Origin of the sequence: Aurantimonas sp. C2-5-R2, from assembly GCF_036549495.1 — a bacterium.
GTDB lineage: Bacteria > Pseudomonadota > Alphaproteobacteria > Rhizobiales > Rhizobiaceae > Aurantimonas > Aurantimonas coralicida_A.
This window is the reverse complement of the sequence record NZ_JAZHLJ010000001.1, coordinates 147,710-173,390: the sequence shown is the minus strand read 5'-3', so window position 1 is coordinate 173,390 and position 25,681 is coordinate 147,710. Positions and strand designations below refer to the sequence as shown.

20 protein-coding genes are annotated in these 25,681 nt (G+C 65.0%); 7 read left to right on the top strand and 13 right to left on the bottom strand.

The genetic code is table 11. The features are described from left to right. Nucleotides 1-3 precede the first annotated feature (3 nt). Entirely contained in the window at nucleotides 4-885 is an 882-nt protein-coding gene (locus VQ044_RS00800) for a patatin-like phospholipase family protein (protein WP_327645080.1), read from the top strand. On the opposite strand, the gene VQ044_RS00795 is transcribed toward VQ044_RS00800, so the two are convergent. The 3 genes from VQ044_RS00795 to VQ044_RS00785 all read right to left on the bottom strand — a co-directional run bounded on the left by VQ044_RS00795 (nucleotide 782) and on the right by VQ044_RS00785 (nucleotide 4,699). Beyond that, on the bottom strand, nucleotides 782-1,927 hold the full coding sequence (locus VQ044_RS00795; RefSeq protein WP_327645079.1) for a DNA topoisomerase IB: 1,146 nt from the start codon (nucleotides 1,925-1,927) through the stop codon (nucleotides 782-784). The genes VQ044_RS00800 and VQ044_RS00795 overlap by 104 nt on opposite strands. A gap of 406 nt (nucleotides 1,928-2,333) precedes the next feature. Beyond that, a complete protein-coding gene (locus VQ044_RS00790) occupies nucleotides 2,334-2,756 on the bottom strand; it encodes a VOC family protein (protein ID WP_327645077.1) in 423 nt (140 codons plus the stop codon). Beyond that, nucleotides 2,753-4,699 carry a monovalent cation:proton antiporter-2 (CPA2) family protein gene (locus tag VQ044_RS00785; protein WP_442872834.1) on the bottom strand — a complete coding sequence of 649 codons (1,947 nt, stop codon included), beginning with the start codon at nucleotides 4,697-4,699 and terminating at the stop codon, nucleotides 2,753-2,755. The genes VQ044_RS00790 and VQ044_RS00785 overlap by 4 nt, the downstream gene beginning before the upstream one ends. Nucleotides 4,700-4,766: 67 nt before the next feature. Between VQ044_RS00785 and VQ044_RS00780 the strand changes: the two genes are divergently transcribed. Genes VQ044_RS00780 through lpxK form a run of 6 tightly spaced genes read left to right on the top strand, consistent with a single transcriptional unit; the run spans nucleotide 4,767 to nucleotide 10,350 of the window. Further along, nucleotides 4,767-6,104 (top strand): TldD/PmbA family protein, encoded by a 1,338-nt coding sequence (locus VQ044_RS00780; protein ID WP_327645075.1) that lies wholly within the window; start codon nucleotides 4,767-4,769, stop codon nucleotides 6,102-6,104. Nucleotide 6,105: 1 nt separating this feature from the next. Further along, entirely contained in the window at nucleotides 6,106-6,897 is a 792-nt protein-coding gene (locus VQ044_RS00775) for a 3'(2'),5'-bisphosphate nucleotidase CysQ (RefSeq protein ID WP_327645074.1), read from the top strand. A gap of 38 nt (nucleotides 6,898-6,935) precedes the next feature. Further along, entirely contained in the window at nucleotides 6,936-7,169 is a 234-nt protein-coding gene (locus VQ044_RS00770) for a DUF4170 domain-containing protein (protein WP_327645145.1), read from the top strand. Nucleotides 7,170-7,217: 48 nt separating this feature from the next. Next, nucleotides 7,218-7,994: a lysophospholipid acyltransferase family protein gene (locus VQ044_RS00765; protein ID WP_327622432.1), complete on the top strand. Its 777-nt coding sequence runs from the start codon at nucleotides 7,218-7,220 to the stop codon at nucleotides 7,992-7,994. Then, nucleotides 7,991-9,322 carry a lipid IV(A) 3-deoxy-D-manno-octulosonic acid transferase gene (gene waaA / locus VQ044_RS00760; protein ID WP_327645073.1) on the top strand — a complete coding sequence of 444 codons (1,332 nt, stop codon included), beginning with the start codon at nucleotides 7,991-7,993 and terminating at the stop codon, nucleotides 9,320-9,322. The genes VQ044_RS00765 and waaA overlap by 4 nt, the downstream gene beginning before the upstream one ends. After that, nucleotides 9,298-10,350 (top strand): tetraacyldisaccharide 4'-kinase, encoded by a 1,053-nt coding sequence (lpxK, locus tag VQ044_RS00755; protein WP_327650731.1) that lies wholly within the window; start codon nucleotides 9,298-9,300, stop codon nucleotides 10,348-10,350. Before waaA ends, lpxK begins: the two co-directional genes overlap by 25 nt. Before the next feature lie 20 nt (nucleotides 10,351-10,370). Here the strand turns inward: lpxK and VQ044_RS00750 are convergent, their stop codons facing one another. The 10 genes from VQ044_RS00750 to VQ044_RS00705 form a co-directional block, all read right to left on the bottom strand. Next, nucleotides 10,371-10,586 carry a DUF2093 domain-containing protein gene (locus VQ044_RS00750; protein WP_327645069.1) on the bottom strand — a complete coding sequence of 72 codons (216 nt, stop codon included), beginning with the start codon at nucleotides 10,584-10,586 and terminating at the stop codon, nucleotides 10,371-10,373. A gap of 120 nt (nucleotides 10,587-10,706) precedes the next feature. Then, nucleotides 10,707-12,563 (bottom strand): DNA mismatch repair endonuclease MutL, encoded by a 1,857-nt coding sequence (mutL, locus tag VQ044_RS00745; protein WP_327645066.1) that lies wholly within the window; start codon nucleotides 12,561-12,563, stop codon nucleotides 10,707-10,709. Nucleotides 12,564-12,689: 126 nt separating this feature from the next. Then, nucleotides 12,690-14,756, bottom strand: coding sequence for a glycogen debranching protein GlgX (gene glgX, locus VQ044_RS00740; RefSeq protein ID WP_327645064.1), 2,067 nt, complete (start codon nucleotides 14,754-14,756; stop codon nucleotides 12,690-12,692). A 12-nt stretch (nucleotides 14,757-14,768) separates the two neighbouring features. Beyond that, nucleotides 14,769-16,397 carry an alpha-D-glucose phosphate-specific phosphoglucomutase gene (locus tag VQ044_RS00735; protein ID WP_327645063.1) on the bottom strand — a complete coding sequence of 543 codons (1,629 nt, stop codon included), beginning with the start codon at nucleotides 16,395-16,397 and terminating at the stop codon, nucleotides 14,769-14,771. A 7-nt stretch (nucleotides 16,398-16,404) separates the two neighbouring features. Beyond that, entirely contained in the window at nucleotides 16,405-17,847 is a 1,443-nt protein-coding gene (glgA, locus tag VQ044_RS00730) for a glycogen synthase GlgA (protein ID WP_327645062.1), read from the bottom strand. After that, a complete protein-coding gene (gene glgC, locus VQ044_RS00725) occupies nucleotides 17,847-19,118 on the bottom strand; it encodes a glucose-1-phosphate adenylyltransferase (protein WP_327645060.1) in 1,272 nt (423 codons plus the stop codon). The genes glgA and glgC overlap by 1 nt, the downstream gene beginning before the upstream one ends. A 176-nt stretch (nucleotides 19,119-19,294) precedes the next feature. After that, on the bottom strand, nucleotides 19,295-21,796 hold the full coding sequence (locus VQ044_RS00720; protein WP_327645059.1) for a glycogen/starch/alpha-glucan phosphorylase: 2,502 nt from the start codon (nucleotides 21,794-21,796) through the stop codon (nucleotides 19,295-19,297). Then, the gene (gene pgi / locus VQ044_RS00715) at nucleotides 21,796-23,451 is read right to left on the bottom strand and encodes a glucose-6-phosphate isomerase (protein ID WP_327645058.1); all 1,656 of its coding nucleotides are present in this window, start codon (nucleotides 23,449-23,451) and stop codon (nucleotides 21,796-21,798) included. Before pgi ends, VQ044_RS00720 begins: the two co-directional genes overlap by 1 nt. A gap of 257 nt (nucleotides 23,452-23,708) precedes the next feature. Continuing rightward, entirely contained in the window at nucleotides 23,709-25,070 is a 1,362-nt protein-coding gene (locus VQ044_RS00710; RefSeq protein ID WP_327645055.1) for an NAD-dependent succinate-semialdehyde dehydrogenase, read from the bottom strand. Nucleotides 25,071-25,290: 220 nt separating this feature from the next. Then, nucleotides 25,291-25,518: a hypothetical protein gene (locus VQ044_RS00705; protein ID WP_327645054.1), complete on the bottom strand. Its 228-nt coding sequence runs from the start codon at nucleotides 25,516-25,518 to the stop codon at nucleotides 25,291-25,293. Nucleotides 25,519-25,681 lie beyond the last annotated feature (163 nt).

Genomic DNA, 25,681 nt, shown 5'->3' with positions numbered 1-25,681 from the left:
GGCGTGAGCGATTTCGCGCTGGCGCTTGGCGGCGGCGGTGCCCGTGGCATCGCCCATATCCACGTGATCGAGGCGCTCGATGAGCTCGGCGTGCGGCCGAAGCGCATCGTCGGTTCCTCGATCGGCGCGATCATGGGCGCGGGCTACGCCGCCGGCATGAGCGGTGCCGAGCTGCGCGCCTTCGCGCTCGACAGCTTTGCCCGCAAGCGGCTCGTGCTGTCCCGGCTCTGGCAAACGCGGCCCACGCCCTTCCAGGACTTCATGAGCGACGGGGCCCTGCGCTTCGGCCCCTTCGATGCCGAGCGCGTGCTGTCGGTCTTCCTGCCCGCCGATCTGCCGACGACCTTCGAGGGCCTCGAAATACCGCTCGGGGTGATGGCGACGGACTTCTACGCCCGCACCGAGTGCGAGATCGACAGCGGCGACCTGCCCAGCGCCTTGGCGGCCTCGGCGGCCATCCCCGCCGTGTTCCGCCCGATTCGCCGGGACGGCAAGGTGCTGTTCGACGGCGGTATCTTCAATCCGCTGCCTTTCGACCGGCTGCGGGGCAAGGCCGACCTTGTCGTCGCGGTCGACGTCAACGGCGGTCCGGTGGGCAGTGGCGACACCATGCCGACGCAGATGGAGGCGATGTTCGGCGCCTCGCAACTGATGATGCAGTCGATCACCGACTCCAAACTGCGGATGTGTCCACCCGACCTGCTGCTGCGCCCATCGGTGTCGGGTTATCGGGTGCTCGATTTCCTGCGCACGCGGCAGATCCTCGAGGAGACGGCCTCATTCAAGGAGGAAACCAAGCGCGCGCTCGGTCGCCTGTTGGGAGACCATAAGAGCACTGCGGCGGCGGCCGAAAGCACCCACGCAGGAAAAGCCTCGGCGCGCTGAGCGGTCGCCCTTCTATTGGGCGGTCTGTTCGAGAAATCGCATCAGCCCGGTCTCGACCCGGGTCAGCCCATCGCGCCTGCGGCCCTTCAGCAGGTCTGGCGGCAGATTTTGCTCCTCGAAGGCCTGCACGATCCGGGGATGGACATACGAGGATCGCGCTACGGTCGGCGTGTTGCGCAGGACGCGAGACCGATTTCATCGCCGCGGCAACGGCGCGCTTGCGTTTGGCCTCGGTATCGGCTGCTGAACCCACGTCCTCGACCAGATAGCGCAGCGCCTCGGCCGAGCCGTGAAACGTCCGAAAATCCTTGGCCGAGATCCGTGCCGCGCCGGCCTCGTGCAGATAGTCGTTCAACAGGTTCGCGGTCAGCTCGCGCTGCTTCTTCTTCTGGCCGGGAAACCGGAACAGACGCTGCCCCTTGCCCTTACGAACTCGCTTCAGCGAGCGCACCAGCGGCTTGTCGGCGATCTCGATGCAGTGTTCCTTGTTGGATTTTCCGACAAAGTTCAGAACCGCGACCTTCTTGACGATGCGGAGGTTTCCCTTGCGCAGCGAGGCCACGCCCCGGCCGCCATCGGCCGCATATTTCTCGTGACCTGGCCGCATGGCGGTGAGGTCGATTAGCCGCGTCGCGATCGCCGATGTCGTCCGCCGGTCGACCTTGCTGCGGCGCATGTCCTTTTCCACCATCCGCCGAAGTCGGGGCAGGGCGCGGCCGAAGCGCAGGAGTCGCTCGGTCTTTACCGCGTTGCACACATTCACCCATTCGTCATGGTAACGATATTGCAGCCGGCCCTTCTCGTCGCGGCCGATCGCCTGGATATGGCCGGTCGCCTCGATACAAATCCGCACTTCGGTCCAGGCCGGCGGGATCACCAGCGCCTCGACCCTTCGCTTGATGTCCTTGTCGGTGATCGGCTCGCCATCCCGGAAACAGATGCGGAACCCCTTACCGTTCAAACGCCGCTCGACGTCGAAGATCTCCGGTGCGACGACGCTAAGGCCAAACCGTTCGGCGTGGAGGGCGAGATGTCGGTTCATCGGGAGACGGCTTGCATCCGGCGTGTTCTTCGGCCCTCGGAAACGCCAGCTTTGCGAAACGGGTTCCCCTGCTTGGAAGGGAGATTGCCGAGTTGCCTATCGGTCTCGAAGCGGCGGATGTGTCTCAGTCAACCGCCTTATGCGGCAAGAACAACCAGTCGTGAATAAAATCAACAAACGGGATAAAGTGCATTAAAAATTTGAAAAGGGAACAATCGAGACACTGCGTGACAAAAGGCCCGCCATTCTGACGGCGAGACCTGCAGGAGTGAAGATTGGGTGCCGTGTCAGGGAATCTTTGGCGGCCATAGGCGCGCTTGCGAGGGCGTGTCCCGGAACGGCGGATCCCCTTTGCGCGATTTAGCGTCGCTTACCGTGGTACGCTACTGAGCGTCACCGCTTAGCCTCAGCTCGCGAAAACCCGGTTCATGTCCGAGAAACCCTTGAATTCGAGGGCATTGCCGGAGGGATCGTAGAGAAACAGCGTCGCCTGTTCGCCTGGCTCGTCCTTGAACCGGATCATCGGGCGCTTGATCCAGTCGACGTCGTCGCGCTCCGTCAGGCGATCGGCGAGTGCCTGCCAATCGGTCATCGTCAGCACGACGCCGAAGTGCGGGATCGGCACGGCGTGGCCATCCACCTGTCCACTGCCGTCGGCTTTTGTCATTCCGGGACGGCTGTGCGCCGAGAGCTGATGGCCGAACAGATCGAAATCGACCCAACTCTCAGAGGATCGGCCGATATTGGCGCCGAGGACATCGCGGTAGAATGCCCGGGTTTCCTCGAGGTCGCGAACGGGAAAGGCAAGGTGGAACGGTGTCGTGCTCATCGGGACTGGACCTTGTCGAAGTTGCGGCGGCGCCCGGCAAAGGGGCGCCCACGGCGGCGTTTGCGTGGAGGGCCTTCGTCGATCGGTGACGTGTCTCCGTTCTCATCAGCCGATTTTTCGATGGCTTGCAAGGAGGGGCGCGGCTTGACCAGCGGTTCGGGGGTGACGACGCGCGTCGTCACCATGTCGTTGCCGGCGTAGAAGCCTTCGGCTTCCTGCAGCTTCAGCCGCGCCTGATCCCGCCGCCTGACGTCCTCGACGATGCGATCGGCGAGTTCCTCCTCGATTCCGAAGGCGTCGAGCGTTGCCGCACCGAAGGCCAGCGCTGATTCGACCGTCTCCCGTATTTCGAAATCCACACCACGGGCGCGGAGCGACAGCGCGTGCGAGCGGTCGTAGGAACGGACATAAAGGCTGACATTGGGGAATTCGGATCGGATCAGGTCGACGACCCGATCCGTGGTTTCGCGCTTGTTGGTGCAGACCGCGACGAGCTTCGCCTTGCGGATGCCGGCCGCCTCCAGAACGTCCTTGCGCAGGCCGGAGCCGAAATAGATCCGGAAACCGAATTTGCTCGCGTTACGGATGCGCTCGGCCGAGGAATCGATGATCGTCACGTCGATGCCGCTGGAAAGCAGGACCTGCGCTGCCATCTGCCCGAAGCGTGAGAAGCCAACCATCAGAACGGCCGAACCGGCGCCTTCGAAATCCTCCTCCAAGGTCTCCTCTTCGGTGTGTTCGATGGAAAACCGTCGCGCCAGCCATGTGGCCAGCGGTGTCAGCGCCATCGACAGGGTAACGATCGCGATCAGCAGCGAGGAGGTCTCGCGCGGGAAGATCAGGCTCGCGGCCGAGGCAGTGAAGAGGACGAAGCCGAATTCGCCGCCCTGAGCAAGGAGTCCCGAAACCCGCACGGCGGTCGCATGGCTTTGGCCGAAGGCGCGGGACAGGAGATAGATGAAGGCCGCCTTGACGATCATCAGGACCGGCGTGAGGACCAGAATCATCAGCCAGTTGTCCGTGATCACCGACAGGTCGAGCGACAGCCCCACGGCGATGAAGAACAGACCGAGCAATAGCCCGCGAAACGGTTCGATATTGGCTTCGAGTTCGTGCCGGTAGGAGGATTCGGCCAGCAGCACGCCGGCGATAAAGGCGCCCATCGCCATGGAGAACCCGGCGGCCTCCATCAACATCGCCGAACCGAGCACCACGAACAGCGCCGCGCCCAGCATGACCTCGCGCGCGCCGGACGTCGCCATGATCCGAAACAGGGGGTTGAGCAGGTATTTCCCGACGACGAGCAGCGCCACGATTGCCCCGATCGACAGAGCGATGCGTTCGATATCGACCTCGGCGCCCTCGGAAAAGGGCGCCAGGAACGGAATCGCCGCGAGCAGCGGAACGACGGCGAGATCCTGGAACAGCAGGATGGAAAAGGCCGACTGGCCATGCCGTGTGTTGGTCTCGCCGGCCTCTTCGAGCAGTTGCAGGCCGAACGCGGTCGAGGACAGCGCGAGACCGAAGCCGATCACGACGCCAGCTTGCCAGTTCATGCCGAACAGGATCGCAATCCCCGTCAGCGCCGCGCCCGTCAGCACGACCTGGGTCAGGCCAAGGCCGAAAATCTGCCGTCGCAGCGCCCACAACCGGCTCGCCTTCAATTCGAGCCCGATGATGAACAGGAGAAAGACGACGCCGAGCTCGCCGATATGAAGGATTTCCTTGCCTTCGCCGATCAGCTGGAACACCGGCCCCATCACAATGCCGGCGAAGAGATAGCCGAGCACCGTGCCGAGGCCGATGCGCATGAACAAGGTGCCGGCGACGATCCCGCCGCCGAGAATCAGCACGACTTGCATGAAGAGGGATGTGGCCTGTTCCACTGTCGGCGGCTCGTCCTGTCTCGCGGATTCGGCGGCCGTAAACGCGCCGCCTCGCATTCGGCGTCTTGATGGGTGTCGCGTCGCACAATAGATGGTTCCTGAACGAAAACCAGCGGGCGACATCATGCACGACGATACGACGCGGCTCTTGGCGACCGCCGAGCGGCTCATCGAGACCGCCCGCAAGGCGGGGGTGGCTGCCTGCGACGTGGCGGTAGTCCGCTCCTTCGGGCGCTCTGTCTCGGTTCGGCTCGGCAAGGTCGAGGAAACCGAAAGCGCCGAGAGCGAGGATATGTCGCTTCGCGTCTTCGTCGGCCGCCGCGTGGCGACCGTCTCGGCGGACATCCACGCCGATGCCCAGCAGCTCGCCGAGCGTGCCGTGGCGATGGCCAAGGTCTCGCCGGAGGACGCCTTCGCGGGGCTTGCCGATCCGCTACGGCTGGCGCACGACGCGCTCGATCTCGACCAGTTTGACGCATCGGATCTCGACAGCCGGACGATGGTCGAGCAGGCGCTCGCCATGGAAGAGGCGGCGCGCGCCGTCGAAGGCGTGACCAATTCGGGGGGCGCCTCGGTGTCGGCCGGCTCGTCGGGGTTGGTCCTTGCCACCTCCTCCGGTTTTGCCGGTCACCGTATGCGCTCGGGATTTTCCCGCTCGGTCAGCGTCATCGCCGGCGAGGGCGTGAAGATGCAGCGCGATTACGATTTCGATTCGCGCATCCACTCCGCCGATCTGACGGCGCCGGAAGCGATCGGCCGGAGCGCCGGCGATCGCGCCGTGCGGCGGCTTGATCCCGGGACCGTTGCCACCGGGCGCTATCCGGTGATCTTCGATCCACGCATCGCCCGCGGTCTCATCGGCAGCATCGTGTCGGCGATCAATGGTTCGGCGATCGCGCGCAAGACCAGTTTCCTCAAGGACCGGATGGGTGAACGAATTCTTCCGGCGACATTCACCATCATGGACGATCCGCTGTTGCCGCGACGACCCGGCTCGCGTTCCTTCGACGGCGAGGGCGTACGCGGCGAGGCAATGGCGCTGGTCGAGAACGGTGTCCTCGTGAACTGGATTCTCGACTCCGCGACAGCCAAGGAACTCGACCGGGAGACCAACGGCCGTGCCAACCGTTCATCGGGCGGCGTCTCGCCGTCCGCGACGAACGTGCTCGTCTCGCCGGGCGCCATGACACCGGCCGAACTCGTCCGCGAGACGGGGCGGGGGCTTTATATCGACGAGCTGATCGGCCACGGCACCAATCTCGTCACCGGAGACTACAGCCGCGGCGCTTCGGGCTTTCTGATCGAGAATGGCGAGATCACCACGCCGGTATCGGAGCTGACCATCGCCGGAAATCTGTGCGATATGCTGGCCTCGCTCGTCGCCGCGGACGATCTCGACGAGCGGTTCTCCATCGTGGCGCCGACGCTTCGCATCGAGTCGATGATGGTGGCGGGGCGCTGACTTGACCGGCACGCGCGACGATCTCGAACTGGTGAAAACCGCCGCAATGGAGGCTGGCGCGGTCGCCATGCGCTTCTTTCGGCGCGATCCGAGGGTGTGGTGGAAGGAGGGCAATTCACCGGTCAGCGAGGCAGACGTCGCCGTCGATGCCTTCCTGAAGGATGCGCTGGTCGGCGCACGGCCATCCTATGGCTGGGTCTCGGAGGAGATGGAGCAGCCCGAGATTCGGGAAGTGGAGGCCGACCGCTTCTTCGTCGTCGATCCAATCGACGGCACCCGTGCCTATCTGCGCGGCGAGGACACATGGTGCGTCTCGATCGCCATCATCGAGCGAGGCCGCCCGGTGATCGGCGTCATCGCCGCCCCGGCGCTTGGCGAGCTTTTTGAAGTGACGGCCGATTCGTCAACGCGTCTAAACGGAGCCGTCTGCTCCGTGAGTCGCCCTGGCGCCGGCGATCGGCTTCGCCTCGCGGTTCCCGATGCCATGCGCAAGCGGCTTGACGCGGCCGGCGGCGAGCCCATCTTGGCGGAAAAAGCGGTTCCCTCGCTCGCCTATCGTCTGGCTCTCGTGGCCTCGGGTCGGCTCGACGGGACGTTGATCCGTCCCCGTGCCAACGACTGGGATATCGCGGCTGCGGACCTTCTTATAGAGAGGGCCGGCGGGCTTTTGTGCGATCGTGGCGGGGCGCCCGCGCTTTACAGAAGCGAGGGCAGGAGGCATGGCCTTTTGATGGCTGCATCACATGATGCTATGGCGCGTGTCAGACAGCTGACGAGAGCCATTCCCGATTGATCTCGCTCGGCGGACCGAGCAACGAGGATTCGATTTTAATGGAAGAGCAAGAGCCCAAGCAACTGCTGCACCTGGTGTTCGGTGGCGAGTTGAAGGACCTTCAGAGCGTGGATTTCAAGGATCTCGGAAGCCTTGATATCGTCGGAATCTTCCCCGATTACGCGTCGGCCCTCGCGGCTTGGCGGGGCAGGGCGCAGCAGACTGTCGACAATGCGGCCGTGCGCTACTTCATCGTTCACATGCACCGTCTCCTGAATCCGGAAAATGCGTGAACCATCACTTCCACCCTCTCGGTACGCATCACCATGTCGGATGAAACCATGGCCGACGAGACGGCCGGCAACGCGGCACCCTTGAAGCGGTCCTGGCTTCAGGGGTGGCGGAGACGCTGGCGTCGTATCGGGCGCGATGTGCTTCGCAGCCGGGTCGCCACGGTCCTGGCCGGGGCCGCTATCTACCGAGGCCTGTGCTTCGTGCGCGCGACCCAGAAAGAGGCTCCGGGTTCCTCCGATTGGGAGAGGATTCTCGACGAGGAACATCCGGCCATCGTCGGTCTGTGGCATGGACAGCACCTGCTCGCGCCGTTCTTCCGGCCGCCTAAATTGCCCTATGTGGCACTGCTGTCGCGCAGCGCCGACGCGGAAATCAACGCGACCGTCGTCGAGCGGTTCGGCATCGCGACGGTGCGCGGATCCGGTGGCCGCGCCGGGACGGTCGGTGCGCAAAAAGGCGGAGCCCGTGCGCTGATCGCCCTGCGCCGCTTCCTCGCGGGCGGCTTTGGCGTCTGCATGATCGCCGACGTGCCGAAGGGAACGCCGCGAAAGGCCGGTCTCGGCATCGTGACATTGGCCCGCATCACCGGGCGTCCGGTGCTTCCCTCGGCTGCGGTGACCAGCAGCCGCTATGTCGTTTCGAGTTCGTGGGACAAGACCACGGTTCCGCTTCCATTCGGACGTATGGCCGTGGTCGTAGGAAAACCGATCTCCGTTCCCGCCGATGCCGACGATGTCATGATGGAAAGCAAGCGACGCGAGATCACCCAGGCGATCGAAGCTGCGAACGAGGCGGCCGAGCGGCTTGTGCGAGATGCGCCGTGAGCGACGCGCTCGCCCGCACGGCGCTTGCGGCATATCGTCTCGCCGGATCGCTCGCCTATCCGATGCTCGGCCCCTATGTCGGCTACCGCATTTCGCGCGGTAAGGAGGACCCGGCACGGCGGCGCGAGCGTTATGGCTATGCCAGCATCGAGCGGCCGGATAACGGGCCGCTTTTATGGATGCACGCGGCGAGCGTCGGCGAGAGCGCGGCGGTAGCCCCGCTGGTCCGCGAGATAGCAGCCCATGGCATCAATGTCGTCATGACCACCGGCACGATGACTTCGGCGCATTTCGTCCACGACAACCTCGCCGACTGTGCCATCCACCAATATGTGCCGCTCGACATGAAGCCCACCTTGGCGCGGTTTCTGGATCATTGGCGTCCCGACGTGGCCATCGTGGCCGAGAGCGAAATCTGGCCGATGACCATGCTGGAGCTCGGCCGGCGCCGCATTCCGCAGGTCCTGGTCAACGCGCGCCTTTCGGACAGGTCTTTCAAGCGCTGGAAGTCGGCCCCCTGGCTGGCGGAAGCGCTGTTGGAGAATCTTGCGCATGTCGTCGCCCAGTCGGATGTCGACGGCGAGCGCTTTCGTCTCCTCGGAGCCCGGGCGGTCACTGTCGCCGGCAATCTGAAAGCCGATGTCGGCCCGCCCCCGAGCTCCGAATCGGCGCTTGCCGAACTGCAACGGGTCCTCGGGCGCCGACCCCGATGGGCGGCGCTTTCCACCCATCCCGGCGAGGAAGCGCTGGCCGGGGACGTGCATCGCTCGCTCGCGCAGCGCCATCCCGGTCTCCTCACCATCATCGTGCCGCGGCACGTCGATCGCGGCGACGAGATCGAGCAGGCGTTGCTGGAACAGGGCTTCAAGGTGGCGCGGCGCAGTCGAGGCGAGCAGCCGGACGAGACGACGGATATCCTGCTCGGCGACACCATGGGCGAGATGGGATTGTATCTGCGGCTGACGGACATCGCCTTTCTCGGCAAGTCGATCACCGGGCAGGGCGGCCAGAACCCACTCGAGGCGGCTATGCTCGGGACAGCGGTCCTCTCCGGTCGATTTGTCCAGAACTTCCGCGATGCCTATCAGCGCCTCCTGAAGAACGGCGGCGCGCGGATCGTGCGTGATGAGGAGTCTCTGGCGTCCCATGTCGACCAACTGCTTCGCGAGCCCGAGCGGTTGGCCGACATGGCGGCGGCCGCGGCGGCGACCGTCGAGGAAATGCGCGGCGCGCTTCCCCGCACGCTGCAGGCCCTCCATCCCTTCCTGCATCCGCTGAAGCTGTCGATCAGTCTCGCGCGCCGTTGCCGGCCCGCAATGCCGCGATGATGCTGCAGGAAACCCCGCCTTTCTGGTGGCGGGCGCGCTCGTGGCCGACGCGACTTCTCGCACCGGCGGCGATGATCTACGGGCGCGTCGCCCGGCGCAATCTGGAGCGCGGCGAGCGTGCCGACATCGATGTGCCGGTTTTGTGCGTTGGCAATTTCACCGTCGGCGGCGGCGGCAAGACGCCGACCGCGATGGCGCTTGGCCGGGCGGCGAAGGCGGCGGGCCTTCGGCCCGGTTTCGTCTCACGCGGTCATGGCCGATCGGGCCGTGGCGCGGTCGCGGTCGACCCGGAGCACCACTCGGCGGGCGAGGTCGGTGATGAGCCGCTGCTGCTCGCAACCGTCGCGCCCACTGCTGTGGCGGTTGATCGCAAACAGGCGGCGGCGCTTTTGAAGCGCGAGCATGGCGTCAACTTCATCATCATGGATGACGGGTTCCAAAGTTCGCGCCTGTGGATCGATTACGCGCTCATCGTGATCGACGCGCGGCGCGGACTCGGCAACGGTGCCGTCATCCCGGCGGGACCGGTGCGGGCGCCGGTCATCGACCAGATCCGTTTGGCGGACGCCCTGCTCGTGGTTGGTCAGGGCGACGGCGGCGACGCGGTGATCCGGCGGACGGCTCGAGCCAACAAGCCGGTCTTCGAGGCCGCGTTGGAGCCGCGTGACGGCGATCGGTTCGGCGGCATGCGGGTGCTCGCCTTTGCCGGTATCGCCGATCCGACGAAGTTCTACGCCAGCCTTGCCGCGCTCGGCGCCGGCATCGTCGAGACCCGCGACTTTCCCGATCACCATGTTTTTTCAAAAGGCGACATGGACGAATTGTCCGCCGCTGCCTGGCGATCAGGATTGCAATTGGTCACGACCCGCAAGGACGCGGTGCGGTTGGCGACGGGAACGGCCACGCAGCAGCTTTTCTTCAAGGAATGCGAGGTGCTCGACGTCGATCTGCGCTTCGAACCGGACAGCCTCGGCGCGCGGATCGTCCGCGACACCCAGCTGGCGTTCCGGCGCCGCAAGTTCAGGTAGGATTTCCCCCGAAAGCGGTTTCAGCGTTTTCCGCCGCCAGCCTCCATCTCCCGCCGGAACGAGGCCTCGCCGTCGATATAGGCCTCCTGCCGCTCCACGCTCCAATAACGCAGGAGGTCGAGCGGAATCGCCTCGCCAGTGACGGCGCAGCGCACATAGGCGCCCGGCGTGATGACCTGAAAATCCGGCGTGCCGTATTTGAGCTTGGCTTCGCCGCCGCTCTCCATGCGGTTCATCGCTATCTCCGAAATGCTGCTGCGGTCCACCGGCTGGGTTCCGGGACCTTTGCGCACTTCCCTAATTCGCTGCCGTGGGCGCGTCAAACTTTGCGACGGGCTTCGTTATCGTCCGATGCTCTAACGCCGCCCGAACATCTTCTCGATGTCGGCGAGCTTCAACTCGATGAAGGTGGGGCGGCCGTGATTGCATTGGCCGGAACCCGGCGTGGTCTCCATGTCGCGCAACAGGGCATTCATCTCGTCCGGCTTCAGGTTTCGCCCGGACCGCACCGAGCCGTGGCAGGCGATCGTCGCCGCGACATGGTCGATCCGGCCGCGAACCGTATCGGCAGTGCCGAACTCGGCCAGTTCGTCCGCCAGGTCGCGGACCAGCCGTTGGCAATCGACCCGGCCGAGGATTGCCGGCGTCTCGCGCACCGCAACGGCGCCCGGTCCGAAGCGCTCGATGCCGAGGCCGAGCTGTGCGAAGGTTGCGGCGTTGTCGGCCAGGCGATCCGCGTCGTCCTCGGGCAGATCGACGATTTCCGGGATCAGCAGCATCTGGGCGGGAAGGGGGCGGCCGTGCAGCGCCGTCTTCAGCGCTTCGTAGACCAGCCGTTCGTGCGCCGCGTGCTGGTCGACGATGACGATGCCGTCCTCGGTCTCGGCGACGATGAAGTTGCTGTGGAACTGCGCCTTGGCCGCGCCGAGCGGGTGATCGCGCGCCTCGCTCGCGGCATCGTTGCCGACGGGGGGGCGTTGCGACGATTCCTCAGAGGTATCCTGCTCGAAAGCCGCTTCGGCCCCGGAACGCTCCAGCGTCGCTGCGCCGACGGCGCCATTGAGCGGGCGGAAGGGCGATGCGCCGACGTCGTAGGCCGCCTGTCGCGGCGCCGCGAAGCCGCCGGGGGCGAAGCCCTCGAAACGTCGTGCGGAGGGCGCCGCCGCGGCGCCGTCCGGCCGGAAGCGCGCCATCAGGCCGGAAGCGTTGGCGGTCGAGGACCGCAAGCCCGCCTCGGTAAAGGCTTGGCGGATAGACCCGACGACAAGGCCGCGCACCAGGCCGGGATCGCGGAAGCGCACGTCTGCCTTCGCCGGATGCACATTGACGTCGACAAGCGCCGGGTCGAGCGTCAGGAACAACACCGCGATCGGGTGGCGGTCCTTCGCCAAAACGTCAGCATAGGCACCCCGCAGCGCCGACAGCAGCATCTTGTCGCGCACCGGCCGGCCATTGACGTAGAAGAACTGCGCCAACCCGTTGCCGCGATTGAAAGTCGGAAGCCCGGCGAAGCCCTCAAGCCGGACCTCCTCGCGCACGGCGTCGATGGCAATCGCATTGTCGCCGAACTCGGCGCCGACGACGGCAGAGATGCGATGAATCCGGTCGGCGTGCGACACCGCCTCGAAGATCGTGCGGCTGCGGTCGGGACCGGCCAGCTCGAACCGCACCTCGGGGAAGGCGATGGCGATACGGCGGACGATCTCGGTGATCGCGGCGCCTTCCGCCCGGTCGCTCTTGAGGAATTTCAACCGCGCCGGAACCGCGTGGAAAAGATCGCGAACCTCGATCACGGTTCCCTTTGACAGGGCCGTCGGCCGTGGGCCGTCCAGGCGGCCGCCATCGACGGTGATCTCATGCGCCTCGGCGGCGCCGGCGGCGCGGGACTTCAAAGAGAGGCGCGCGACCGAGCCGATCGAAGGCAGCGCCTCGCCGCGAAAGCCGAGCGTGTCGATGGCATCGAGGCCGCCGGCCAGTTTGGAGGTGCAGTGCCGGCGCACCGCGAGCGGCAGTTCGCCCGCCGGAATGCCGCAGCCGTCGTCGCTCACCCGGATCAGATTCTTGCCACCGCCGGCGGTCGCGATCTCGATGCGCCTTGCACCGGCATCCAGCGCGTTCTCGACCAGTTCCTTGACGACGCTCGCCGGCCGCTCGACCACTTCGCCAGCGGCGATCTGGTCGATCAGGGCATCGGATAGCTGGCGGATGGGCATGGTCTGCAACCGGCCGGGTTCGGGGCGTGGAAAAGGGAGCGCCGGCCCGCGCCGACGCTCCCTTCCTAGTACCGTCTCGTTGCTTTTGGGGCAAACCGGTGCGCCCGCCGGCCTGTGGACGAAGGCTCAGGCCTCGCCGTCGTCCCGTTCTTCCAGCATGATGAAGACCGAGCGCGACTGCACCACGACGCCGTCGGCGTGATCGATCCGGCGCGGTTCGAGCTGCGGCCAATCCGACTGGATCTGCAGGCAGTAGACATGGCCCTCGCGTGGCTCGGGCAGCGTCACCGCAACATCCTCTTGGGTGCCGTTGACGTAGATCACCGCCCGCTCGCTTTCGCTGTCGGCTTCGGTCTTCGGCGAATAGACCGACATGCCGACGAAGCGACGCTCCGGATCATTCCAGTCGTCGTCTTCCATGGCGTGGCCGTCTTCCCGCAACCAGATCACGTCCTCGACATCGCCGCCTTCGACCAGTTCGCCGGTCAGAAAGCGATCGGCATTGAGCGCCGGGTGCTCACGGCGCAGTTTGGCCAGCTTGCCGGTGAATTCGATCAAGCCCTCGTCGGCGTTGTCCCAGTCGAGCCAGGTAATCTCGTTGTCCTGGGCATAACCGTTGTTGTTGCCGCCCTGGGTGCGGCCGAACTCGTCGCCGGCGACGATCATCGGCGTGCCGCGCGCGACCAGCAGCGTCGCCAGCATCGCCCGGATGTCCTTGCCGCGCGCGTCGATGATCGCCGGATCGTCGGTTTCGCCCTCGACACCGTTGTTCCAGGAGTGATTGTCGTTGTGGCCGTCGCGATTGTCCTCGCCATTGGCCTCGTTGTGTTTGTCCTCGTACATGGCGATGTCGGCGAGGGTGAAGCCGTCATGGGCGGCGATGAAATTGACGCCCGCCGAAGGCAGCCGGCCGTCGTGATTGTAGAGGTCGGCGGAGCCGGCAAGCCGCGTCGCCAGCGCCCCGATCATGCCGGCCTCGCCCTTCCAGAACTTGCGGACGTCGTCGCGGAACTTGTCCTGCCACTCGAACCAAGGCTTGGGGAAATTGCCGACCTGATAGCCGCCGGGACCGACGTCCCACGGTTCGCCGACATGGATGCGATCCTTCAGCACGTCGTCTTTTTCAATCATCTTGAAGAACGGCGCGTCGTGGGAGAACCCGTCCGGCAGGCGGCCGAGCACCGTGCCGAGATCGTAGCGGAAGCCGTCGATGCCGGTCGCCTGAACCCAGGTTCGCAAGACGTCGATGAACATCCGGGCCACCGGTTCCTTGTGAGTCGCCATGGTGTTGCCGGTGCCGGTGTCGTTCAGCATGAACTCCGGCTCACCCTCGGGATGGCGGTAGTAGAGCAGATTGTCGAGGCCGCGATAGCAGATCGTCGGCCCTTCCTCGGAGCCTTCGCCGGAGTGGTTGAAGACGACGTCGAGGAGAACCCGGATACCGCGCGCGTGCATCGCCTCGACGACCTTGCGGATTTCGGCGAATCCGCCGGGGGCGAGGCGCGGGTCCGGCGCCATGTGGGTGATCGGATTGTAGCCCCAGGCATTGGTCAGGTTAAGACTGAGGAGGTGTCCCTCGTCGATCCAAGCGGCGAGCGGCATCAGTTCGACCGTGTCAATGCCGACCTTCTGCAAGTGATCGAGGAAGTATGGCTCGGCCAGCGCCGCGACAGTGCCGCGAATTTCCGCCGGCACGTCAGGGTGCCGCTGAGAATAGGCGCGGACCAGGAGTTCGTAGGTGAAGCCCGGGTTGGCGAAGGGGAGCGGCTTGGCGTCGCGGTCCGGCGCGGTGACAATGGCCCGCGGCAGGAACGGAGCGCTGTCGATCTGGCGTTCGGGCGGGGCGGTCAGCGCCGGGCGGTAGGTGAACGGCCGGTCGAGCTGCACCGCATAAGGGTCGACCAGGAATTTCGAATAGTCGAAGCGGTGGCCTTCCTCAGGCTTGTAGGGTCCGACGGCGCGCAGGCCATAGCGGGTGCCGGCGGCCAGGCCCGGCACAAAGCCGAACCGAGTGCCACCATCGCGCCCGGGAAGCGGGATGCGGTCGGTTTCCTGGGTGCCGCCCTCATCGAAAAGGCAGACATGAATCTCGTCGGCATTCTCGGAATAGACGGCGAAATGCACGCCGCCGTCGTCAATCGTCGCACCGAGCGATGCGGGAGCGCCGCGCTCGGCTGTGATGGTGTTGCTCATTGAGCCTCTTGGTCAGGTGATGACGTCCGGGTGGGACCGGCCCGTACGGTTCTTGATCTCTCCGATAACATCGGCGGTGTCGATCAGTTCCGCCAGTGCCTCTTTCGGTGCGATAGCATGTTTGGCCGCGTCCGGCTCGTAGCGCTCGATATAGACCCGCAGCGTCGCGCCCTTCGTGCCGGTGCCCGACAGGCGGTAGACGATGCGCGAGCCGCCGGAAAAGACGATCCTCACGCCCTGGCCGGTGGCGACCGAGCCGTCGATCGGATCCTTGTAGGAGAAATCGTCGGCTTCGGAGACGACGAGCGTGCCGAAGCGCTGCCCGGCCATCGAGGCGAGCCGGTCATGCAGCGATTCCATCAGGCCGCGCGCCGCCCTGGCGTCGATCTCCTCATAGTCGTGGCGCTGATAGAAGGTGCGGCCGAATTCCGCCCAATGGCTCTCGACGATCGCCTTCACGCTCTCGCGCCGCTCGGCGAGAATGTTGAGCCATAAGAGCACGGCCCACAGGCCGTCCTTCTCGCGCACATGGTCGGAGCCGGTGCCGGCGCTCTCCTCGCCGCAGATGGTCACCTTGCCGGCGTCGAGCAGCGTGCCGAAGAACTTCCAGCCGGTCGGCGTCTCGTAAAGATCGACGCCGCGCTTCTTCGCCACCCGATCGGCGGCCTGGCTGGTCGGCATTGACCGCGCGATTCCGACAATGCCCTTGGCGTAGCCGGGCGCCAGATGGGCGTTGGCGGCCAGAATCGCCAGCGAATCCGACGGCGTGACGAGAATGTCCTTGCCGATGATCAGGTTGCGGTCGCCGTCGCCGTCCGAGGCGGCGCCGAAATCCGGGCCGTCCGGCGCCATCATCTCGTTGATCAGTGCCGCCGCATGAACCGCGTTGGGGTCCGGATGACCCCCGCCGAAATCCTCCTTCGGCTCGCCGTTGATGACCGTTCCCACCGGCGCGCCGAGGCGGTTTTCGATGATCTCCCTGGCATAGGGACCGGTGACCGCATGCATCGCGTCGAAGCGCAGAGTGAAACCGGAAGCGATCAGGTCGCGAATCTTGCCGAAGTCGAACAGCGTCTCCATCAATTCCGCATAGTCGGCGACCGGGTCGACTACCTCGACCACCATGTCGCCGAGTCGGGTCTCGCCGAGATGGGAGATGTTCGGAGCGGTTTCGGTCCACACGCGATAGCGCGAGATCGTCCTGGTCTTTTCGAAAATCGCCTCGGTCACCGCTTCGGGAGCCGGGCCACCATTGGCGATGTTGTACTTGATGCCGAAATCGCCCTTCGGACCGCCCGGATTGTGGCTCGCCGACAGGATGATGCCGCCCGAGGCGCCGCGCTTGCGGATCAGATGCGAGGCGGCCGGCGTCGACAGGATGCCGTCCCGCCCGACGATCACGCGGCCGTAGCCGTTCGCAGCGGCCATCCGGATCGCGGTGAGGATTACCTCGCGGTTGTAGTAGCGTCCGTCGCCGCCGATGACGAGGCTTTCGCCATCGCCGCTTCCCGCGGCGTCGAAGATTGCCTGGATGAAATTGGCGGCGTAATGCGGCTTCTTGAAATGCGCCACCTTCTTGCGCAGACCCGACGTGCCGGGTTTCTGGTCGTCATAGGGCTGGGTCGCGATCGTTTCGATCATGGCGGGCCTATTCCTTGATGAGATCGCGGTAGAGATCGGCATAGAGCCGGGCGCTGGTGCGCCAGGATACATCCGCGTTCATGGCGCAGATTTGCATGTCCCGCCAGCGCTTGCCATCGTCATAGAGGCGATGCGCGCGCTCGGCCGCTTCGACCAGCGCCGGAGCCGAAGGCGGTGAGAAGATGATGCCGGTCGCCACACCGGCGCTGGCGGCGGCGTAGTTCGCGTCGATCACCGTGTCGGCGAGTCCGCCGACCTTTGTGACGATGGGAATGCAGCCATAGCGCAGCCCGTAGAGCTGGGTGAGACCGCAGGGTTCGAACCGGGATGGGATGAGGATGGCGTCGGCCCCGGCCTGCACCCGGTGCGACAGCGTCTCGTCATAGCCGATTCTCACCCCCACCCGGTCCGGATGCCGGGCATGGGCGGCCAGGAATTGTCCCTCGATCATCTGGTCGCCCGAACCGACGACGACGAGGCGGATGCCGCGTTCGACCAGATCGTCGCAGACGTCGGCGACGAGATCGAGACCCTTCTGCCAGGTCAGGCGGCTGACCACGGCGAAGATCGGACCATCGTCGCGTCTGAGGCCGAACTCGCCCTCCAGCGCCCGCTTGTTGTGACTGCGGGCCTTGGGCGAGCGGGCGCTGTAGGTCTTGGCGATCGCCGGATCGGTCTGCGGGTCCCACACCTCGACGTCGATACCGTTGACGATCCCGACCAGCCGGTCGCCGAGCCCGCGCAGCAGCCCGTCCAGCCCCATCCCGCCCTCCGGGGTGAGGATCTCCTCGGCATAGGTCGGGCTGACGGTGGTCACCACGTCCGCCGCGTGCAGGCCGCCCTTCAGGTAGCCGACATTGCCGTAATACTCGACGCCCTCGATCGACCATGTCGTGGCCGGCAAGCCGAGATCGGCGAAGATGTTGCTCGGATAATTGCCCTGAAAGGCCAGGTTATGGATGGTCACCACCGTCCGCGGCCGCGGCTTGTTGGAGACCGCGAGATAGACCGGCGTAAGCGCGGCCTGCCAGTCATGGGCATGCACGATGTCCGGAGAAAAACCGGCAATCGCGCCTTGCGCAACGGCGGCGCCGGCCTTGGAGAGCGCCGCGAAGCGCGCCCAGTTGTCGGGGTGATCGTAGCCGGCCGGGGTGACGTAAGGACCGCCAGGCCGATCGAACAGGTGCGGCGCGTCGAGGATGAGAAGGTCCAGTCCCCCATGCCGCACGGCGAGGACCTCTGCCTTGCCCCCGAACAGGTTGGCGAACCGGCACGCGACCTTGCCGCGCCCCACGCGTTTGAGCACGTCGGGATAACCTGGCATCAGGGTGCGGACGGCAAAGCTGTGCTCGGCCAGCGCCAGCGGCAGGGCGCCCGCGACGTCGGCGAGCCCACCGGTCTTGATCAGGGGGAAGACCTCCGACGCGACGGAGAGCACGCTGGTTGTCATCAGTAGGTCAGCCTGTCGATCATTGGTTTGGTCACCAGGCAGATTCCGCTCTCGGTCCGCCGAAACCGCTTGGCGTCGAGCTCCGGATCCTCGCCGATCACCAGGCCATCGGGGATATGGACGCCGCGATCGATGACGACATTGGAGATCCGGGCATGTCGGCCGATGTGACATTGCGGCAGGACGACCGCGTGGTCGAGACGCGAATAGGAGCTCTGGCGCACTCCGGTGAACAGCAGTGACCGGTTCAGCATGCCGCCCGAGATGATACAGTCGCCGGAGACCAGCGAAGAAACCGCCATTCCACGGCGTCCCTCCTCGTCATGGACGAACTTCGCCGGCGGCACGATCTCGGCATAGGTCCAGATCGGCCAGTCGCGGTCGTAGATGTCGAGCGGCGGGATGATGTCGGTGAGATCGATATTGGCCCGCCAGTACGCATCGACGGTTCCCACGTCGCGCCAATAGGCTTCGGTGTCGGGCTCGGCCGCCGAGCGCACGACCGAAGCGCTGAAGCGATGCGCGTAGGCGCTGCCGTGCTTGACAATATGCGGAATGATGTCCTTGCCGAAGTCGCGGTTGGAGTTCGGATCGGCGGCGTCCCGGCGCAGCTGGTCCATCAGGAAATTGGTCTCGAACACATAGATGCCCATCGAGGCGAGGGCGGTGTCCGGCCGGCCGGGGATCGCGGGCGGATCCGCTGGCTTCTCGACGAATTCGGTGATCTTGTAGTTTTCATCGACATGCATGACGCCGAAGGCGACGGCTTCCATGCGCGGCACTTCCAGACAGCCGACGGTGACGTCAGCGCCGCTGTCGACATGCTGCTGCAGCATGATCTCGTAGTCCATCTTGTAGATGTGGTCGCCAGCAAGAATGACGATGTAGCGCGGCGCGTAGTCCTCGATGATGTCGATGTTCTGATAGACCGCGTCCGCCGTGCCTTCGTACCACTGTGTTTCCGAGACGCGTTGGCTGGCCGGCAGGATATCGAAACTCTCATTGCGGCCGGGCCTGAGGAAGTTCCAGCCGTGCTGCAAGTGGCGGATCAGGCTGTGCGCCTTGTATTGGGTGGCGACGCCGATGCGGCGGATACCGGAATTGATGGCGTTCGACAGCGCGAAATCGATGATGCGCGTCTTGCCGCCGAAAAAGACGGCGGGCTTGGCCCGTGTGTCGGTCATTTCCATCAGCCGGCTGCCCCGGCCGCCGGCCAGCACATAGGCCATGGTGTCGCGAGCCAACGGTCCGGCGCGTCTGTTGTCAGGCATGGTTCCTCCCACAAATTTTTGCAGGGGCGGCCCGAGCGTCGTTCGCCGCGATCTGTTTGATCCGACTTCGAATGCTGTTTTGTCCCGCTCCCGTTCCTCTAGAGAGCATGACATAGCGCATGCAGGTCAAGCGGCTACACCAAGTCAGCGTCGCCGAACGCTGGACGGTCAGGGCGTTAGCGATCGCCTTTCGGACCGGCTTTCCAGATGTCGCGCGCATATTCCCGGATCGAGCGATCCGAGGAGAACCAACCCATGCGGGCGGTGTTGTGGACCGCTTTCGCCTGCCATTCGTCCGGGCGTTGCCACAGGGCGTCGAGCTGGCGCTGTGTGTCCCAATAGGCCTTGAAGTCGGCGCAGGTCATCCACCAGTCGTTGTTGTAGAGGTTCGACACCAGCGAATGGTAACGGGACGGGTCGTCCGGCGAGAACACGCCGGAGGAAATCGCGTCCAGCACCTCGCGAAGCAGCGGCTGTCCCTCGATGATCGAGCGGCCGCTATGGGTTTCGCGCCTGCGTTCCGCCACCTGTTCGGCGGTCAGGCCGAAGATGAAGATGTTGTCCTCGCCCAGATGCTCGAGCATCTCGACATTGGCGCCGTCGAGGGTTCCGATGGTCAGCGCGCCGTTGAGCGCGAACTTCATGTTGCCGGTGCCCGATGCCTCGAGCCCGGCGGTGGAGATCTGCTCGGACAAGTCGGCCGCCGGCATGATGATCTCGGCGAGGCTGACATTGTAGTTCGGGATGAACACGACCTTCAAAAGGCCGCGCACCGAGGGATCGGAATTGATCATCTGCGCGACATCGTTGGCCAGATGAATGATTTCCTTGGCCTGGGCGTAGCTCGGCGCGGCCTTGCCGGCAAAGATTTTCACCCGCGGCGTCCAGTTGTGCTCGGGATGAGCGCGAATTTGGTCGTAGAGCGCGATCGCCTCGATGATGTTGAGGAACTGCCGCTTGTATTCGTGGATGCGCTTGACGTGGATGTCGAAGATCGCGTCTGGGTCGACGCTGGTCGCCATCCGTTCGCCGATGAGGTCCGACAGACGCTCCTTGTTGCGGCGCTTGACCGCCGCGAAACGTTCGCGAAAGCTCGAATCGTCGGCGAGCGCGTCGATCTCGCGGATCTTCTCGATGTCGTCGAGGAAGCCGGGGCCGATCGCGTCGGTGATCAAGGCGGTGAGGTCGGGGTTCGCCTGCATCAGCCAGCGCCGCGGGGTCACGCCGTTGGTCTTGTTCTCGATCCGGTCGGGGTAAAGCTCGTGGAGATGATGGAAGACGGTCTCCTTCATCAGCTCCGTGTGCAGCGCCGAGACACCGTTCACTGCGTGGCTGCCGACGAAGGCGAGCTGGCCCATGCGCACGCGGCGTCCGTTGCCCTCGTCGACCAGCGAAATCGCGGCGATCTTGGCGTCGTCGAAGCCCTTGTCCTGCGCGGCCGCACGGATGATGTTGGCGTTGATGGCGTAGATGATCTGCATCTGCCGCGGCAGCAGCCGCTCGAACAGATGGATCGGCCAGTGCTCCAGCGCTTCCGGCAGCAGGGTGTGGTTGGTGTAGGAGAAGGTCGCCCGTGTGATCTCCCACGCGGCGTTCCATTCGAAGCCGTGAACGTCGATCAACAGCCGCATCAACTCGGCGACGGAGACCGCCGGGTGGGTATCGTTGAGCTGGATCGCGACCTTGTCGGCGAGGTTCGAAAGGGTCTCGTTCTTCTCGAGGTGGCGCTTGATGACGTCCTGAAGCGAGGCGGAGGAGAAGAAATACTCCTGCCGCAGACGCAATTCCTGGCCGGCCTGGTGCGAATCGGCGGGATAGAGCACCCGGGTGATCGCCTCGGCCTTGTTGGATTCGACCAAGGCGCCGATGTGGTCGCCGGAATTGAAGGCATCGAGCAGGATCGGGTCGAGCGCCTGGGCGCTCCACAGCCGCAGCGTGTTCACCTGTTCGCCGCGCCAGCCCACCATCGGCGTGTCGAAGGCGACGGCGAGCACGCGCTCGGCTGGCCGCCAGACCTGCCGTGCCGGATGGCCGGGCTCCTGTATCGAAACGACCTTGCCGCCGAAGCCGATCTCGTAGGCGGAATCGCGCCGCTCGAACTCCCACGGATTGCCGTGGACGAGCCAGGTTTCCGGCAGTTCGACCTGCGCGCCGTCGGCGATCTCCTGGCGGAAGAAGCCGTGGACGTAGCGAATGCCGTAGCCGAAGCCGGGAACGCCGGTCGAAGCCATCGATTCCATGAAGCAGGCAGCGAGCCGGCCAAGGCCGCCATTGCCGAGCGCGGCGTCCGGCTCGAGCAGTTCCACCATGTCGAGTTCGACACCATAGCGGGCGAGGGCCTCGCGGATCTGTTCGGTCAGCCCGAGATTGCTGATCGCGTCGCGCAACATGCGGCCGATCAGGAATTCCATCGACAGATAGCAGACCTGCTTTTCGTTGCTGGCCGCGATCCGATCGGCGGATTCGAACCAATGGTCGATGATGCGGTCGCGGACGGCGAGCGTCGTGGCGCGCAGCCAGTCATATTTGCGCGCTGCGTCCGGGTGCTTGCCGATCGAGTAGGTCAGCTTTTCGACGATCTGGCGCGCCAGCGTATCGGAGTCGTTGAGCCGCGGCTCCAGCTTCGCCGCGCCGTTGCTGTTGAGGGCGGCTTCGGCCGTCTTGAGCGTTGCGGACATCAGGAACCTCTCATGGTGCGTATCGCCGTGATCAGTCCGGCTGTGGAGCCGTCCCGGCCGTCGGCCTCCGCTTCGCCGGTGACCACCGGAACAAGTTTCATCGCCAGTTCCTTGCCGAGCTCGACGCCCCACTGGTCGAATGCATTGATGCCGTAAAGCTGGGCTTCGACGAAGACGCGGTGCTCATAGAGCGCGATCAGCCGGCCGAGCGTCGCCGGATCGAGCTGCCGGTAGAGGATGGTCAGCGACGGACGTTCGCCGGGAAACACCCGGTGCGGCCCGATCTGCTCGGCCTCTGCCTCGCTTCGACCGGCCGCGATCAACTGCTCGCGGGCCTCGTCGAGCGTGCGGCCGCGCATCAGCGCCTCGCTCTGGGCCAGACAATTCGCCAGCAGGAGGTTTTGATGGGTCTGCATGTCGGACGGCTCGTGAGCGCGCGCGCCGACAATGAATTCGACCGGAACGACGTCGGTCCCCTGATGCAGAAGCTGGAAAAACGCGTGCTGACCGTTCGTCCCGGGTTCGCCCCAGACGACCGGTCCGCTGACCTCGACCGGCTGGCCGTCGAGTCCCACCCGCTTGCCGTTCGATTCCATGTCGAGCTGCTGGAGATAGGCCGGAAAGCGGGCGAGCCGTTGATCGTAGGGAATGATCGCCCGCGTCGGATAGTGGCAGACCGCGCGGTGCCAATAGCCGACGAGGCCGAGCAAAACGGGAAGATTCTCGCCGAGGGGGGCAGTCTTGAAGTGCTGGTCGATATCGCGTGCGCCGGCGAGAAATTCGCGGAAGCGCTGCGCGCCGATGGCGATCATCAGCGGCAGGCCGATCGCCGACCAGATCGAATAGCGTCCGCCGACCCAGTCCCAGAAGCCGAAGATGCGATCCTCGGGGATGCCGAAAATCGCGACCTTGTCGAGGGCGGTGGAAACGGCGGCAAACTGCTCGGCCACCGCCGCCTCGCCGAGCGCGGCGACGAGCCAGCGCCGCGCCGTGTCGGCATTGGTCATCGTCTCGATGGTGGTGAAGGTCTTCGAGGCGACGATGATCAGCGTCGTCGCCGGATCGAGGTTCTTGAGCGTATCGGCGATGTGGGCGCCATCGACATTCGAGACGAAATGGATGCGCGGACCGTCGTGATACGGTGCGAGCGCCAGCGTCGCCATGGCTGGCCCGAGATCGGAGCCGCCGATGCCGATATTGACGACGTCGGTGATGGCGCCGTCGTGCGCTCCGCGGACCTCGCCGTTGCGGATGCGCTCGGCGAAGGCGCCCATCGCGCGCAGCACGTCTTCGATCGCGCCGCTGACCGGCTCGCCGTCCGCTCTATAGCCATCCTTGGGCTCGCCCCGCAGCGCGACGTGGAGGACGGAACGGTCCTCTGTCTCGTTGATCCGCTCGCCGGCAAACATCGCGTCCCGTCGTGCCTCGACCCCGCGCTCTCGGGCCAGGTCGAGTAGCGCGGCGCGCGCTTTAGCGTCGATGGCGGTCTTCGAATAATCGAGAACGACGTCGCCGAGACGCGCGGAAAAGCGCGCAAAGCGCCCGGGATCATCGGCGAACAACTGGCGAATTCCGCGTGACAGTGCCGTCGTCGCGATGGTGTCGAGTTCGCCGCGGCCGTTGCTCGGGATGTTGCGATTGTTAGGTTGGCTCATTCTGGCTGCTATCCGCCGTGTGTGTTTTGCCGAGCCCCCGATCCCCGCCTGGGCCGGGATTTTTAAGCGCGTTGCGCATGAGAGGCAAACGATCTGCCTGTGGAAAAGTGACGCATTTTCGGGCAGTGTGGAAATCTGCAACACAAATCATCGACAGTGCCAGTTGGGTTCGTGGCTGTTTGCCTGACTGCGGAGCAGGTCGTCTGCATCTGAATTGGAGCGGGAGACCGTCATTCGAATGGCGGCCTCCCGCAAGGTCAGTCGATTGTCACGGTCTTTGCGTTCATGAACGCGTGAATGCCCTCATGGGAGAGTTCGCGCCCATAGCCGGATTTTTTGACGCCGCCGAAGGGGAGGCGCGAATCGGAGGCGGTCATGCGGTTGATATGGGTGCCGCCCTGATCGAGGTCGCGGACGAAACGCTCCTGCTCCTTCGCCTCGTTGGTCCAGACCGAGCCGCCAAGCCCGAATTCGGAATCGTTGGCGAGTGCGATGGCTGCGTCGATAGACCGCACCTTAAAGAAGATCGCGCAGGGGCCGAACAATTCCTCGCGATAGGCGGGGGCCGCCTCTGGAACGTCTGCGAGGATCGAGGGCTGGAAGAAGTAGCCCGGTCCCTCCGGCGCGCTGCCGCCGGTGACGAGTTTCGCGCCGGCCTTCGTCGAGCGCGCGATCTGATCGTCGATGTCCTCGACGCCGGCCTTCATGGCAAGCGGGCCCATGCCGGTGTCGTCGGCCATCGGATCGCCGAGCTTGATGGCTTCGACCTTTTCCTGGTAGCGGCCGAGATAATCCTCATAGACGTCCTCGTGCACGATGAAGCGCTTGGCGGCGATGCAGCTCTGGCCGCTGTTCTGCATCCGGGCCGTCACGCCGACATCGACCGCCTTTTCGATATCCGCCGACGGCATGACGATGAACGGGTCCGAGCCGCCGAGTTCGAGCACCGTGGTCTTGATCTGTGAGCCGGCCGTGGCGGCGACGGCCGATCCGGCCCCCTCGCTGCCGGTGAGCGTGGCGGCGCGAATCCGGTCGTCCTTGAGAATGCGTTCGACCTTGCCGGAGGAAATCAGCAGCGTCTGGAAGACGCCCTGTGGCGCGTCCGCATCGAGAAAGATCTTCTCGATCTCCAACGCGCATTGGCTGACGTTGGAGGCGTGTTTCAGGATGCCGACATTGCCGGCCATGATCGCCGGCGCGGCGAAGCGGAAGCACTGCCAGTAGGGGAAGTTCCACGGCATCACCGCGAGCACCGGCCCGATCGGCAGATAGGCCACGAAATTCTTCTTCGCCGGCCCCGAGCGATGGTCGTCGGCGAGAAGCTTTTCGCCTTCTTCGGCGTAGTAGCGGCAGGCCGTGGCGCATTTTTCGACCTCGGCCACGGCTTCCTTCAACCGCTTGCCCATTTCGCGCGTCGCGATGCGGGCGAGTTCGTCTTTTCGACGTTCGAGTTCATCGGCCGCTCGCAGCAACACCTCGGCCCGGCGGGAGTAGGACGACGTGCGCCAGTCGCGAAACGCGCTGTCGGCGTTGGCGAGCGCGCGATCGATGTCCTGATCGGTGTGCTCGGCGAATTTTTCGATGGTCTCGCCCGTCGCCGGATTGATGCTTGTCGGCATGATCAGCCCCCTCTTCTTCCGTGCCCCGTCGGCATGCCGAGCTTGCCGCCCGGGCGCAACCTGGGTTGTGAAGTGAAATGCCGGAAGTGCCTGGGCACCCGGCGCGCTCCCGCAGTATCTGCAGATGCCGGTCCGGCGCATACATTGCAAGCCCGGAAGGCACTGTCCATTCAGACTGATTACCCACGAACCACTGCCGTCGGCGTCAGTTTGGCGCCGCTTATGTTCGACCAGCCGCGAGCCGTTCGATCGCTTCGTCCAGCGATTTCTTGGTCGCCTTCACCTGCGGCGCGTCGGGTTCGTTGTGGAGGATATGCTTGAGCGATGCAGCCCATTCCTCCAGCACTGCCTGCTTTTCGGATTCCGACAGATTGTCGTCTTTCAGAACGTCTTGAGGATTCGCGTAGGTCCCATGCTTGGGATGGTCGAATTTGCTGGAATACATCATCTCGGTCTCCTGCCGCTGATTGGGTGCACGAGGTCGAACCTCCACGAAGGGGCCGCCTGCTCGCCGTCTCTTGAGAACGGCCGGCACCCCGGAAGGTTCAGGAAAAATTCGCGGCCGTGCGGCGCAAGAGCCCGGTGGTACGAACGCGGCATTCGCTGATCGG